General features: G+C 67.0%; 11 protein-coding genes and 1 pseudogene. 8 read left to right on the top strand and 4 right to left on the bottom strand.

The annotated features are described in order from the left end of the window. Positions 1–11 precede the first annotated feature (11 nt). A complete protein-coding gene (locus FFT10_RS26015; protein ID WP_137735804.1) occupies positions 12–1,040 on the bottom strand; it encodes an AraC family transcriptional regulator in 1,029 nt (342 codons plus the stop codon). 122 nt (positions 1,041–1,162) lie between these two features. On the opposite strand from FFT10_RS26015, the gene FFT10_RS26020 reads away from it, so the two are divergent. The 5 genes from FFT10_RS26020 (at position 1,163) to FFT10_RS28690 (ending at position 6,839) form a co-directional block, all read left to right on the top strand. Next, positions 1,163–1,474: an EthD family reductase gene (locus FFT10_RS26020; protein WP_162520931.1), complete on the top strand. Its 312-nt coding sequence runs from the start codon at positions 1,163–1,165 to the stop codon at positions 1,472–1,474. Next, entirely contained in the window at positions 1,471–3,180 is a 1,710-nt protein-coding gene (locus tag FFT10_RS26025) for an FAD-binding oxidoreductase (protein WP_228027324.1), read from the top strand. Before FFT10_RS26020 ends, FFT10_RS26025 begins: the two co-directional genes overlap by 4 nt. Continuing rightward, positions 3,177–4,931, top strand: a complete 1,755-nt coding sequence (locus FFT10_RS26030) for an acyl-CoA synthetase (RefSeq protein WP_137735806.1) — start codon at positions 3,177–3,179, stop codon at positions 4,929–4,931. Before FFT10_RS26025 ends, FFT10_RS26030 begins: the two co-directional genes overlap by 4 nt. Positions 4,932–4,941: 10 nt before the next feature. Next, entirely contained in the window at positions 4,942–6,564 is a 1,623-nt protein-coding gene (locus FFT10_RS26035; protein ID WP_137735807.1) for a phytoene desaturase family protein, read from the top strand. Positions 6,565–6,686: 122 nt separating this feature from the next. Further along, positions 6,687–6,839 carry a hypothetical protein gene (locus FFT10_RS28690; RefSeq protein WP_265575369.1) on the top strand — a complete coding sequence of 51 codons (153 nt, stop codon included), beginning with the start codon at positions 6,687–6,689 and terminating at the stop codon, positions 6,837–6,839. On the opposite strand, the pseudogene FFT10_RS26040 reads toward FFT10_RS28690, so the two are convergent. Continuing rightward, a pseudogene (locus tag FFT10_RS26040) lies at positions 6,771–7,097 on the bottom strand (LysR substrate-binding domain-containing protein); the annotation flags it as partial. The gene FFT10_RS28690 and the pseudogene FFT10_RS26040 overlap by 69 nt on opposite strands. Before the next feature lie 260 nt (positions 7,098–7,357). Between FFT10_RS26040 and FFT10_RS26045 the strand changes: the two are divergent. Continuing rightward, on the top strand, positions 7,358–8,509 hold the full coding sequence (locus FFT10_RS26045) for a flavin monoamine oxidase family protein (protein WP_137735808.1): 1,152 nt from the start codon (positions 7,358–7,360) through the stop codon (positions 8,507–8,509). A gap of 321 nt (positions 8,510–8,830) precedes the next feature. On the opposite strand, the gene FFT10_RS26050 is transcribed toward FFT10_RS26045, so the two are convergent. Then, a complete protein-coding gene (locus FFT10_RS26050; protein WP_228027325.1) occupies positions 8,831–10,834 on the bottom strand; it encodes an AAA domain-containing protein in 2,004 nt (667 codons plus the stop codon). A 176-nt stretch (positions 10,835–11,010) separates the two neighbouring features. After that, positions 11,011–11,199 carry a DUF8622 domain-containing protein gene (locus FFT10_RS28945; protein WP_137735809.1) on the bottom strand — a complete coding sequence of 63 codons (189 nt, stop codon included), beginning with the start codon at positions 11,197–11,199 and terminating at the stop codon, positions 11,011–11,013. A 628-nt stretch (positions 11,200–11,827) separates the two neighbouring features. On the opposite strand from FFT10_RS28945, the gene FFT10_RS26060 reads away from it, so the two are divergent. Together FFT10_RS26060 and FFT10_RS26065 are read left to right on the top strand one after the other, a co-directional pair. Next, complete coding sequence (locus FFT10_RS26060) at positions 11,828–13,366, top strand: flavin-containing monooxygenase (RefSeq protein WP_228027326.1); 1,539 nt, start codon at positions 11,828–11,830, stop codon at positions 13,364–13,366. Positions 13,367–13,413: 47 nt separating this feature from the next. Further along, positions 13,414–14,325 (top strand): SDR family NAD(P)-dependent oxidoreductase, encoded by a 912-nt coding sequence (locus tag FFT10_RS26065; RefSeq protein WP_137735810.1) that lies wholly within the window; start codon positions 13,414–13,416, stop codon positions 14,323–14,325. The last annotated feature ends 31 nt before the right edge of the window (positions 14,326–14,356 follow it).

The following is a 14,356-nucleotide window of genomic DNA, read 5'->3' on the forward strand; positions in this document are numbered from 1 at the left end:
CTGACCGGCCTTCAGTCGCGCGTTGAATTGCCCTTCGCCATGTCTGCACGAAGGGCTCGGGGCGATACCCCGAAATGGCTGCGCACCGCGTGTGAAAAGGCACTGGGCTCGGCATAGCCCAGACGTTCTGCCAGCGTCGCGAGGGGCACTCGGCTGTCAGCGAGCAGTTCCACCGCCTCGCCCATGCGAGCCGCCTCGACGACCTGACGGAAACTGGTCTCTGCCTCGGCCAGCCGCCGCTGCAGGGTACGCACGCTCAAGTCGAGCCGGTGCGCGACCGATTCGCAGCGCGCACCGGCATAGCCCTCGGCAGCCACGGCCGCAATGACCTGCTCAACCAGCACATCGTTGCGCCCCTGGGCTTGGCGCATGTCGTCTGCGCGGCCCAGCAACAGACGCAATAGGCTCGGATCGGAAGCAGGCCAGCGGGCGTCGAGCACGTCATCGTCGAACTGCATGAAGATGTCGGTGCGACCCAGCCAGACCGGGCAGTCGAGCTGTTCTTCGTAGGCCGCGACAAGCGCCGGGTCGGTGCCCGGCAACCCTACCTGCGATGGCCTCTGCCCGTCAGGCACGCAGCGGTAGAGCATCGACAGGAAGCCGGCGAACAGGGAATCGACCTGGGCCGGATGCATGGGCACCGCGCAGGGCGTGATGGTGTAGACCATGCGTGTGCCGCCCGCCACCGCGACCAGCCGGAAGCGGCCCGAGTTGCTGACCAACTGCTGGTAGCGCACGCAGCGGCCCAGCGCATCGCGCAGCGTGGCGCTGTGCATCACCACGAGCGTCAGCACGTTCATTGCCTGCAAGGGCAGCCCCGCGCCCACGTGCAGCCCCAGCAGCGGATCGCCGCTGACTGCGGCGGCGCGTTGCCACAAGCGGCGCACCTGGATCAGTTGCAGTTGCCGTGTTGGCGCGGCCAGCCCACGCTCGGGCGTGCCCAGCCCCGCCTCCAGGTCGCCGAAGTCGACGCCCAGGCGCTTGAACTGCGCAGCCACGCCCATCAGCCAGGTGGCGATCACTGTCTGCGGCGTGGTCATCGTGAGCGGCGCCAGAGCTGGCGCGTCGGATCAAGTTTTTGGCACATGGGCGCATGGTCAGGCGGGGCACGCATTTTCACAATCCGCGGAAAACGCCCCCCACCCACCGAAGGAGACATGCCGTGATCCGCATCACCGTCAGCTACCCCAACGCCGAAGGCAAGCGCTTCGACCAAGCCTATTACCAGTCCACGCATCGCCAACTGCTGATGGGCCGCCTGGCGGCCCATGGCCTGCAGCGCGTGGAAATGGACAAGGCACTGGCCGATGGCGCCGGCGGCCAACCCGCCGTGGTGGCTTGCGCCCACATGATCTTCACCGACCTCGCAGGGTTCCAGGCGGGCATGGCTGCCCATGGCCGGGAGATCATGGGCGACGTCGCCCAGTACACCGACATTGCCCCCGACGTGCTGATCAGCGAGATGGCGCCATGAGCACCATGAACAACGTCAGCACCTTGTCTGGCAAGCCCGAGCGGCGGTTCTGGGGCTGGGGCTACCTGCGCGACGGGTTGGTCGAGCGCGAACTGCGTGGCGTGCACCAACTGCTCGCACCGCTGGGGCCGATGGGCCCAGCCTTGCCCGAGCCGCAGGTGGCCGATTTCACGCTGGCCCCGTCGCGCGGCCGGTTGCCCGATTCGCTGTCGTCAATGGTCTCCTGCACGCCGTACGACCGCCTCACGCACTGCTACGGCAAGGGCTTCGCCGACGTGGCCCGCATGTGGATGCGCCACGTACCGCAGGCGCCCGACTGGGTGGCCTTTCCGCGCACTGAAACCGACATCACCGACGTGCTCGACTGGGCCAGCCGCAACAACGTGGCCGTCGTGCCCTTTGGCGGCGGCACCAGCGTGGTGGGCGGTGTCGAGGCAGCGGTCGGGCCCGATTACGCCGCCACGCTGTCGCTCGACCTGGAGCACTTCAACCAGGTGCTGGAGGTCGACACCGCCAGCCGTGCCGCGCTGATTCAGGCCGGCATGCTCGGCCCCGATCTGGAAGCCGCGCTGCGGCCGCACGGGCTGACGCTGCGTCACTTTCCGCAGAGCTTCGAGTTCAGCACCCTGGGCGGCTGGATCGCCACCCGCGCCGGCGGCCACTACGCCACCCAGTACACCCACATCGACGACTTCGTGCAGAGCACGCGCATGGTCACGCCCGCGGGTGTGGTCGAGACGCGGCGTCTGCCGGGCTCGGGCGCCGGGCCGGCACCCGACCGGCTGGTGATCGGCTCCGAAGGCACGATGGGCGTCATCACCCAGGCGTGGATGCGGCTGCAGAGCAGGCCGACGTTCCGGGCCTCGGCGTCGGTGGCTTTCGACGATGTGTTCGCGGCCGCCCGCTGCGTGCGCGCGCTGTCGCAATCGGGCCTGCAGCCCAGCAACTGCCGCATGCTCGATGCCCGCGAGGTGGCGTTTGCCGGCGTGGGCGACCGCAAGAGCCCGACGCTGGTGCTGGGCTTCGAGTCCGCCGACCACCCGCTGGACGCCTGGTTGGCGCGTGCGCTGGAACTGGTGGCAGACCACGGTGGCCGCTGGGACCCGCAGGCCGTGGCCGATTCCATGCGCCCGGCCGATGGCGAGCCCGCCGCCCACCGCAGCGGCGCGGCTGGCGACTGGCGCAATGCCTTCATCCGCATGCCCTACTGGCGCGACGAGACCACCCGACTGGGCGCGATCTTCGACACCTTCGAGAGCGCCATCACCTGGGACCGCTTCGAGGCCTTCTACGACGGCGTGCGCCAGGATGTGGAGTCCGCCATCGAATGTGTCACGGGCCATGCCAGCCGGCTGTCGTGCCGCTTCACCCATGTCTACCCCGACGGGCCGGCGCCGTACTTCACCTTCACCGCGCGCGGCAGCAGCAGCGGTGACATCGCCAGCGCCCTGGCGCGCTGGCGCGACATCAAGCTGGCCTGCAACGACGCGGTGGTGCGCCACGGCGGCACCAGCACCCACCACCACGCGGTGGGCCGGGATCACCGCAGCGCCTACGAGACCGAGGTGCCGCCGCTGATGCGCCAGGCCCTGGCGGGCGCCAAGGCGGCATTCGACCCGCGCGGCGTGATGAACCCGGGCGTGCTGTTCGACCCCGTGGGGCGCCCGGTGGGCATCCGCGGCGTGCTGGAGCCTGTGCATTCATGAGCCCAGTGCAGCCGCCACCAGCAGCCACCGGCCACGGCGTGGCCACGCTGGCCGACATCGAAGCGTTCGAGCAGGCCGCACCGCTGGACAGCAGGCTGCCCGCGCGCAGCGTCTGGGCGATGCTGGAGGCTGCGGGCGACCGGCATGCCGACCGCCCGGCGCTCAGCTTCCTTCCCGAGGGTGATCCGGGCGAGCCCGCTCAGACCTGGAACCATGGCCAGTTGCTGCAGCACTGCCGCAGGCTGGCAAACTGGCTGCGCGCCCACGGCGTGCAACCGACGGCAGGCGTGGCCGTGCTGTTGCCCAACCTGCCGCAGACCTACGTGGCGCTCTTCGGCAGCCAGGCCGCGGCGGTGGTCTGCCCGATCAGCCCGACTCTGGGTGCCGCTGCGGTGGCCGGCATCCTGCTGACGGCTGGCTGCACAGTGCTGGTGACAGAAGGGCCGGCGCAGAACCCGGCGCAGAACTCCGCGATCTGGCAGCGTGCCTGTGCCGCAGCAGCGCTGGCGCCGGGCCTGCTGCACCATGTGCTGTGTGTCGGCGGTGTGGGTGGTGACGGCGGGCTCGGCATGCCGGCGGGCGTGCAGGTGCATGACTTTGAGCTGGCCTGCGGGTCGCAGCGTGGCGACCGACTTGACTTCACCCCAGCGCAAGACCTGCAATCGCCCACCGCCCGCTTCCACACCGGGGGCACCACCGGCGCGCCGAAGCTGGCCACCCACACCCAGCGCAACCAGGTCTACCTGGCGTGGTGCATGGGCGAGATGGTGGGCTTCGACCCGCAGGACGTGGTGCTGATCGGCCTGCCGCTGTTCCATGTGCATGCCGTCATTCCGCTCAGCATGGGGCCGCTCAGCCGCGGCGCCCACCTGGTGCTGCTGGGGCCGCAGGGCTTTCGCCATGCCAGCGTGATCCAGGGCTTCTGGCGCATCGTCGAGCGCTTCGGCGCCACCTGCTTCAGCGCCGTGCCCACCGTCTACGCCGGCCTGCTGCAGGTGCCGATCGCCGATGCCCGGGTCGGCAGCCTGCGCGTGGCCTTCAGCGGGTCGGCACCACTGGCGCGCCAGGTGGCGCAGGATGTGCAGGCCCGCACCGGGCTGGTGATCCTGGAGGGGTATGGCCTGACCGAGGGCACCTGCATCTCCAGCTTGAGCCCGCTGCGCGGCGAGCGCCGCATCGGCTCGATCGGCCTGCGCCTGCCTTACCAGTCGATGAAGGTGGCGCAGCTGGATGCGCAGGGCCGCTGGCTGGCCGACTGCGCACCGGGCGAGGACGGCCACCTGTTGATCAACGGCCCCAACGTGTTTGCGGGCTATGCAGATGCGGCCCAGACCGCCGCGGCTTTTGCCGCGCCCGGCTGGCTGGACACCGGTGACCTCGGCCACTGCGATGCCGACGGCTACCACTGGATTTCCGGCCGCGCCAAGGACCTGATCAAGCGCAGCGGCCACAGCATCGACCCGCAAGGCGTGGAGGAAGCTCTGCATGCCGACCCTGCCGTCGCCCTGGCGGCGGTGGTGGCGCGGCCCGACACCCGCGCCGGCGAAGTGCCGGTGGCCTTTGTCAGCCTGAAACCCGGCGCCCAGGCCGACCCCGCGCAGCTGCTGGCCGCTTGCCGCCAACGGCTGGACGACCCGGTGGCGGCCCCGGTGCAACTGACCATCCTGGACCAGTTGCCGCTCACGCCCGTGGGCAAGCTCGACAAGGTGGCATTGCGCGCCCGGGCCGCCGCCGACCACAACCCCGACTGAGAAGAAATTGATGACAAGCACAACCACACGCGCCAGCGCCAGGATCGGCGCGCCCTACCGCAAGCACGAAGGCATCCATGGCACTTTCGACACCGTCGTGATCGGCTCGGGCATGGGCGGCCTGGCACTGGCCTCGCACCTGGCGCAGGCCGGGCAGAAGGTGCTGCTGCTGGAGCAGAACACCATCGTTGGCGGCATGACCCAGGCCTACAGCCGCCACGGCTACCGCTGGACGGTGGGCATGCACTACATCGGCGAGGTGGGCAACCCCAACGGCGCCGGGTGGAAGCTGTTTAACCGGGTGACGGGCGGGCAACTGCGCTGGGCGCCGATGCCGTCGATCTTCAACCGCATGGTGATCGCCGGCCGGGGCTACGACGTGCCCGCCGGCCCGCAGGCCTATGCCGAGTTCCTGACCAGCCATTTCCCGGCGGAAGCGCCAGCGATCCAGGCCTACATGGCCCTGGTCGGCAGCGTGGCCAAATCGTCGGCGCCGTACTTCGGTGCCAAGGCCCTGCCGCCCGAGGCGGGCGCGGCGCTGATGCAGCGCCATGGCCAGGACTTCCGCCGCCATGCCAGCCAGACCACCCAGCAGGTGCTGCGCAGCCTGACCAGCAACGACGAGCTGATCGCCGTGATCTGTGCCAACTGGGGCGACTACAGCCTCGAGCCCAGCAAGAGTTCGTTTGCCATGCACTGCATGCTGGCCAAGCACTACCTGCACGGCGCCCACTACCCGGAGGGCGGCGGTGCGGCGTTTGCGCAGGCCATGGTGCCCATCATCGAAGCCGCAGGCGGGCGGGTGCTGCACAGCGCCGAAGTGGCCGAGGTGCTGGTCGACGGCGACGCGGTGCAGGGCGTGCGCCTGGCCTCGGGCGAGGAGGTGCGCTGCCCGCGGGTGGTCAGCAATGCCGGCGTGCAGAACACCTTCGGCCGGCTGCTGCACGGTAGCAGCCCGGGCGTGATGGCGGCCAAGGCGCTGCTGCCCACGGTGCAGGACACCTACGCCATCGTCGGCCTGAACATCGGCTTCAAGGCCAGCCATGCGGAACTGGGCTTCACGCCGGCCAACATCTGGTCGCACCCCGGGCCGGACTTCGAAGCCAACCTGGTGGCGCACCGGCAGGATTTCGACGCGCCATTCCCCTGGCACTTCATCACCTTTCCGTCGACCAAGGACCCGCTGTGGGAACGTGACTTCCCAGGCCGCGCCACGGTGGAGATGTATGCCTACACCGACTACAGCCACTTTGCGCGCTGGGCCGGCACACCGTGGATGAAGCGCGGCGACGACTACCTGGCGCGCAAGGCCGTGATCCAGCAGCGCCTGCTGGACGAGCTGTTCCGGCACACGCCGGCCGCGGTGCAGCATGTGGATGTGGTGGAGGTCTCCACACCGCTGACCTACGAGACCTTCGCCAAGCGCGAGCGTGGCGGCTTCATGGGCGTGGCCTCGTCGCCGCAGCGCTTCGTACAGGACTGGCTGCGCCCCGCCACCCCCGTGCAGGGGCTCTACCTGACCGGGCAGGACGTGGCCACCGACGGCGTGATCGGCGCCCTGGTCGGTGCCACGCTGTGCGCATCGTTCATCCTGCAGCGCGACCTGATGACCGAGATCCGCGCCGGGGCTTGAGCGAAGGCACGGGCATCGGCTGGTCCCAGGGCGCGGTGTCGCCGCCAAAGCGGTCGGCCAGGAAGTCGATCAACAGCTTCAAGGGCAGGGGCTGGTGCTGGCGCGACAGGTAGATGGCGTGGATGCCCAGGGCCCAGGGCCTCGGGCTCGATGGTTGGCAGCACGCGCACCAGGGTGCCGCGCAGCAGGTCGTCGCCGACGAAGTAGGTGGGCAGCATGGCGATGCCGGCACCGGCCAGCGCAGCCTGGCGCACCGCGGCCGTTTGATTGCCTGACAGCGGCCCGGCCACGGCCTGCACCACCACCCGGCCGGCATGGGTGAGCCTGTATTCGGCGCGGATTCCGAACGCGTGGGTGATGCCGGCGTGATGGGCCATGTCGGCCGCCTGCGTTGGCTGGCCATGCTGCGACAGGTAGGCAGGTGCTGCACACAGCACCGAGCGACAACCGGCTAGCCTGCGCGCCACCACGCCATCGTCCAGGTGGTTGGTGATGCGCACCGCCAGGTCGATGCGTTTGGCCACCAGGTCCACTTCGCAAAGCTGTCACTCGGACCATCGCAGGCCGCTGAACCGAACGTCGGCTGATTGGCACCTACTGTGAATACGTTGGCCGCAGGCGACCGGCCGTAACCGCTGAAGAGCTGTAGGTCGTGGCTACAGTCGCAGCTGATCATGCGCTTACATCCCAATTCATGGCTCCACGCCGCTATCGCTTCGGCTGCGCCTAGCTCGGTGGCCTCGCCGCAGCGGGGCGTGGAGCGATTGATGCTGCACTTGAACAGGCTCGCGACATGACGACAAGCCATGCTCGCATTGCCATCGTCGGCGGGGGCCTTGCCGGCTTGGTGGCCGCATGGCGGCTCGTACAGCAAGGCGTGAGCGACATCGTGCTGTTCGAGGCGCGCACCACCATGGGCGGCCGCATTCTCTCAGTCGACGCCGCGGGCTCGGGTGTGGATATGGCAGCGTTGGCGGTCGATCGCTTCGACCTCGGGCCGAGCTGGTTCTGGCCAGCGGCGCAGCCGCAACTCGACCGGCTGATCATCGAACTGGGGCTCCAGCGCTTCGGTCAGTTCGAGGATGGCGACCTGCTGGTCGAGCGCTCGACGCAGCTGCCGCCGCTTCGCACGCAGGCTCATGCCAGCGAGCCAACCTCGATGCGGCTGGCAGGTGGCACGGGCGCGCTCGTCGCTGCGTTGCAGGCTCGGCTCGATCCAGCCATCGTCCGCACCGGACAGACCGTGAGGCGGTTGCGCCGACAGGCAAATCGTGTCGAGCTCACGATTGACGATGGAGCCGGCAAGACCACCGTCTGGCAAGTCGACCATGTGATGCTGGCTCTGCCTCCGCGGCTTGCAGTCACCAGCTTGCAGTTCGAGCCTTTGCTTCCAGCCGAACTCATGCGCCGCTGGCGGGCCACACCGACCTGGATGGCGCCGCACGCGAAGTATGTGGCGGTGTACGACACGCCGTTCTGGCGTGAGCAGGGCCTGTCTGGCGGTGCGCGCAGCAGCGCCGGCCCGATGGGCGAGATTCATGACGTCTCCATGCCGGGAGGCCATGCCGCGCTGTTCGGCTTCCTTGGTGTGCCCGCGCGGATTCGTCGTCAGATCACCGATGAGTTGTTGCGCGCCTACTGCCGCGCGCAACTCGTCCGCCTGTTTGGCATGCGCGCCCACACTCCAGTCGGCGAAGCCTTGAAGGATTGGGCCAGAGACCCGCTGACTGCGACTGCCGACGATCAAGACGCTGCGGGCCACCATGCCGCGGCCCCTTCCCACAGCGCCGATGAGGGCGCATGGCGAGGCTGGCTCGTTGGGATTGGCAGCGAATGGTCACAGCAGTTCCCGGGCTATCTCGCCGGGGCGGTCGATGCTGCCGAACGTGGCCTGCGGGAAGCTCTGTCCGACATCGCGCTCCCGCCGCCGAAGTCTGCCGATTGAACCGGGATACTGTGTCGGGTTGAGGGGCCGCGTTGCCATTTGGCCTATGAGCGGTAGGCATCGACACACACAGGCTCAGTAGATCTTGGCTCTGGCGCAGGACGGAGCCACCGCGATGGACGCGCACCGTTACTGTGAATTCGCGGCCAAGCCGAGAAGCTGATCTCTGGTGCGATGGCCCGGCACAGCGGAGTCAGCTTGTGGCAACCCCAGGCGAAGCCCGTTCCCGGCCATCAACGGTCATCGACGAGGGACGGCTTCACATGTGAAGCAACATCCAGAACTGCCCCTTGGAAACTGGTCTAAGCAGATGCCGTGCGATCAACACTGATCGACGATTTCCCAGGCCGTGCGGTCGCCCCCGATGCGCTCAACGAAGGCCAGTAGTTCCTTGAAGAACGGATTGACGCTGAGCGTTGACGAGTCCCCGACGAGAAGCAGTTTGCGCCGGGCGCGGGTCATGCCCACGTTCATGCGCCGCACGTCAGACAGGAATCCGATGTCGCCCGAGTGGTTGCTGCGCGTTAGCGATATCGCAATGATGTCCCGCTCCTGGCCCTGGAATGAATCGACGGTCCCCACGCTGAGCAAGCGCTGCTGCAACAGGCCGCCCAGCTGTTCATGGACCTCGATGGCGTCCTTCAAGCAGTTGATCTGGGCGCGGTAGGGCGCAATCACGCCGATGGTCAGAGGATCTTCCCGATGCACTTCCGGGTCGCAGGGCTTGAGCAGCTGGACCAGGCGCTGCAGCAGCAGATCTGCTTCTTCGGGGTTTGCCGTGGAGCGGCTTTCGGGGATGGTGAGCTCGAGAAAGCCCAGACCCGCAGTGTCGAGGAACTCCACAGGCAGGTCGGGCGCAAAGCACTTGTCGTAGGCCTCCAGGCCGGCCTCGCGCACGCTGGCATCCGCTTGCAGTTGTCCGCCGTAGAAGCGCTCGGAACTGAAGGCCATGATCTGCTCGTGCATGCGGTACTGCAGATTCAGCATGCAGGCAGTCACGGGTTGCCGCTGGATGCATTTCTCGAACAGGGTTTCGCGCAGGCCTTCGCGGGCGGCCTTTTCGCTCTTCACGGTAGGCGGTAGCTGGTGGTGATCGCCGGCCAGAATGACCCGTTGGCCCTTGGCAATCGGGATCCAGCAGCCCGGCTCCAGCGCTTGTGCAGCTTCGTCGATGAAGACGGTGTCGAAGCTCAGGTGCCGGATGTTCCGGTTACTGGCGCCCACCAGGGTGCAGGTGATGATCTGCACCGACTCCAGCACCTGTTCGGTGATGTACCGCTCCAGGTCGTCGGCCTGCAAGAACAGCTGCCGGGCTTCGTCCCTGAACTGCTGGCGCTGCTGTCGCGCCTCAAAGCCAAGGTGGCGCACGTTCTGGGGGGCGAGCCCGTTGGCCTTGTCGCGGCATTGATCGGCGGTTTGGCGCATCGCGCGCATCTTGCTGTAGCTGGGATGGGCCATCAGCCGGGCATCCAGTGTGTGCGCCAGCAGGAGATCCGACACGCGGCTTGGGTTGCCCATGCGAATCACGTTGACGCCGCGCTCGGCCAACTTCTCTGTCAGCAGGTCCACAGCGGTGTTCGACGGCGCGCACACCAGAACGCGTCGCTCGCGTCGGATGGTTTCCAGGATGGCCTGCACCAGCGTCGTGGTTTTACCCGTCCCAGGCGGGCCATGGATGATGCCGACATCCTGTGCGGTGATCACATGGCGCACGGCAGCGAGCTGTGATTCGTTGAGTGGGCTGGGATAGAACAGGTCGTCGACATGGGGCGAGCGAAAGCGGGCTTGCCTGGCGCCCAGCAACACATCGCGTAGCTCAGCCAAGCGGTTGCCGCGGGCGCCGATGACGTCGCTCAGCGCCTGATCCATCTCGCGGTAGCTCACCGCGTCGAAGGTGAGATCGATCCCCAATCTGCCGCCATCCAGCACCCAGTCCGGCAGCGCCTCCTTGGTCGTGGTCAGCTGCAGCTTGTTGCGCCGCACGCTGGTCACAACACCATGGAGCGTGGGTGGGTCCCCCGATTGAACAGGCGCCGCACCAAACAGCGAGGCGTTCCTGCCAACCTGAAAAAGATGCAGGCCCTGCTGGCTTGCTGGGCGTTCCATTTCCAGCACCAGCTTCCCGCCAAAACCGATGTCTTCCTGGGTGATGGTGACCGGGAACCAGGTCAAGCCGCGGCGCTGTCGCTCCTGGATGCTGGCCTTCGCATTCTTGAGCTTGAACTGCGCCTGGTCTTCCCTCTGCTCCAGTTGCATCAGGGCGTGCACGCGACGCAACTCTTCCGTGACGCTGGCCGTGCTGGGTTTGAAGTCGAAGTCGGCCAAGGCAGTCCAGGGAGAGCCGCCGCGCAACCAGCGGCGTCAGATTGCTCGGAGCGATCCAGCCGCCAATCGCCGAATCGCACATTGTCGAAGGGTTGCGGCTCCGTATGGACCGAAGTGAACTCAGCGAGAAGCGATGTGCCGCCGATCTGCGACAAACATGAGGTGGTTCGGATTGCTCAGTGCCGTTTGTCGGCTTTCCACGTGCCGCCGTACCGGTACAACGGCTGCGTCTCCACCTTCGTCCTGCAAGCCGAGCAGATCAGCACCCAGTGGTCGGGCTCGTCATGCACCACACGGAACAGCGCCGTGCTGACCGCCTGACACTGTGCGCAAGCCTTGGTGCGGGTTCGCGCGGGCTTGGGCATCCGCCGAGTGTCTCAGACTGTGGCGACAGCCATCGGTCGCTGATGCTTTTCGAGAGTCCGGCCTTGAACTGCCACGGCCGCTTTCGGCCCAAACCTGCCCGTCAGGCTTCTCCGAAGCTGCCCGTCGCCCGGACCCACTTCTTTCGGGTTCAACGTCTCCGAAGCAGCCGTTCGTGGCTACCAGGACTCGGCCAGTTGCTGACATCCAATCGGCAAGAAGGTGACCTGGACAACGACCGATATGGGAGCAGGGCCGACATTGACGAGCGGCCATTCGAGGGCCTGCTGTTTGGAAGCGGTCGCTCAAGGGCCAGCGGCACTTGTCGACGCCAGATGCGCGCTGTAGGACTGCCGCTCGATCTGTCGAATAGGCAATGCTGGCCCTCAGCTGTAATGGACCGAAACAACCGCGGCGTCGGCGATGCAGCCGTTGCTGTCGCCGTGTGCTCTGGGCGGACTCGCGCTGGCACTGCCAAGCGATCGTTGCACACCTCGAACAGCGCGTGCACGATCGTCGGCTGGGGGGACCACTCCTGGACTGTTGACGGCACATCAGGGGGCACGAGACCGGAATAGATTGCCAAGACACGACAGTCTTTCCTTCGGGCGCTCCGAACAATCGGGGCCCATGAACACCACCTCCGCCCAAATGGAAGGAAACGGTCCGGCTTCTGCGCCGCACAGGACACCTTCACCGGACCGTACAGAGCGCTTCGACGTGGTCATCGTCGGCGCAGGCATCTCCGGCATCGGAGGCGCCTGCATGCTGCGTCGCCGCTTCCCACAGATGCGCTTCCTGATCCTCGAAGCGATGGAGTCCTTCGGTGGCACTTGGTTGATTCACAAGTACCCGGGGGCACGATCGGACAGCGATCTGTACACCTTCGGCTATGAATTCAAGCCCTGGCAGGGCCATCCCATCGCGTCGCGTAAGCAGATCCTGGACTATCTTGGATCGGTCATCGACGATGCACAGCTGACGCCGCACATCCGGTATCGGCATCGGATCGAATCCGCCAGCTGGTCCGGCGCGTCGCAGGCATGGACGCTCGATGTGGCCACGGGACAGGGAGACGAGGTCATCGCTGTCGAAGCAGGCTTCCTGTGGATGTGCCAGGGGTACTACCGCCACAGCGCGGGCTTCACGCCGGCTTGGCCGGGGCTGGACAAGTTCAAGGGCCGGGTCATCCATCCGCAGAATTGGCCCGACACGCTGGACCTCACTGGCAAGCGCGTGACCGTCATCGGGTCGGGCGCGACGGCCGCGACGCTCATCCCGGCCTTGGTGGACGAATGCGCGCATGTGACCATGCTGCAGCGGACACCGACGTACTTCGCCACGGGGCGAAACGGCGATGCACTGGCAGATGAACTGCGACGGCTCGGCATCGAAGAGGCCTGGATCCACGAGATCATGCGCCGAAAGATGGTGCGCGACAGGGCCGAGCTGATCGAGCGGGCCCGCACCTACCCCGAGGAGCTGAAACGGCAGCTCATCGCCGGCGTGCGAGCCTGCCTGCCTGAAGGCTTCGACGTCGACAAGCACTTCACACCACCGTACAAGCCGCTGCAGCAGCGCGTCGCCTTCGTCCCCGACGGCGACTTGTTCAAGGCGTTCAGTTCCGGCCGGGCCAGCGTTGTGACCGACCACATCGAGGCGATCGATGAAGCCGGCATCCTGCTGCAGTCGGGCGAGCGCATCGACTGCGACGTGATCGTCTCGGCGACAGGTTTCGACCTGTCGGTGATGGGCGAGATCCCGTTCTTCGTCGATGGCGTCGCAGTGGACTTCTCGCGCGCTGTCAGCTACCGCGGGATCATGTTCACCGGCGTGCCCAACATGGCCTGGGTCTATGGCTACGGCCGCTACAGCTGGACCCTGCGCGCCGAGCTGGTGGGCCAATTCGTCTGCAACCTGCTCGACCACCTCCGGGCCCGCCAAGCCAGCAGTGTGACGGTGACAACAGGGCCGGAGGACACAGACATGCCGCTGCACCCATGGGTGGACACCGACGACATGAACGCCGGCTACCTGTTGCGCGGCCTCGACCGCCTGCCCAGGCGGGGCGGAAAGCCCGAGTGGCAGCACAGCCAGGACTATCTGTACGAACGTGAAGTGCTGCCCTCGGTGGACTTCTCGGATCCGCGCTTTTCATACCGCGCCTGATGGCCATCGGGCATCTGGCGACAACTCAGCGAATTGGAGAACCTGACATGAATCACTTCAAAGACCGCGTGGCCGTGGTCACCGGTGCGGGCTCGGGCCTGGGCAAGGCGCTTGCCGAGGCCGCTGCGCGGCGCCGCATGCGCCTTGTCTTGGCCGACGTCCAGGCAGATGCGTTGGACCGGATCGTGCAATCGCTGCGCGCACAAGGTGCCGAGGTGACGGGCATGGCGGTCGATGTCGCGGATGCCTCTGCCGTGCAGATGCTGGCCGATCAGGCACAGCGTGATTTCGGCGTCGTGAACCTGGTCTTCAACAATGCCGGCGTGACCTCGGGTGGACCGATCTGGCAGAACAGCGCGAAGGATTGGGACTGGCTTCTGGGTGTCAATCTCCGCGGCGTCGCGAACGGCATTCGCAGCTTCACGCCGGGGATGCTGGCCGCTGCAGCGGCTGATCCGAGCTACGAGGGATTCATCGTCAACACCGCCTCCATGGCCGGGCTGATCACGGCGCCAGGGATGGGCATCTACAGCGTGACCAAGCATGCCGTGGTCGCGCTGTCCGAATGCCTGCACCATGATTTGCAGCTGGCCTCGACCCAGGTGCACGCCGCCGTCTTGTGCCCGTCCTACGTGCCGACAGAGATCGGTCAATGCGAGCGCAGCCGGCCTGCGCACCTGGTGAATACCGAACCCTTGACCAAGGCACAGTTGGCATCGCGTGCCGCGGCGCAGCAGGCAGTCCAGCAGGGCGGCATCTCCGCCGACTCGGTCGCGGATTTGACGTTCCGCGCCATCGAGGAGCGGCGCTTCTACATCTTTCCCAGCCCTGAGACGCTGCCGTTGGTCAAGTCGCGTTTCGACCACGTGATCCAGCAGACCGTGCCGGAGCTGCCCTACGACCTCTTTCCGGCCCTGAAGGACCGACGCGACAGGTTGCTGGCAGCTGCTGCCCAGTGAACTTGCCTTTCGGTCGCTCGCAACCATTCAG

The sequence above is a fragment of the Pseudaquabacterium pictum genome (genome assembly GCF_005403045.1).
In the GTDB taxonomy this organism is placed as follows: domain Bacteria; phylum Pseudomonadota; class Gammaproteobacteria; order Burkholderiales; family Burkholderiaceae_C; genus Pseudaquabacterium; species Pseudaquabacterium pictum.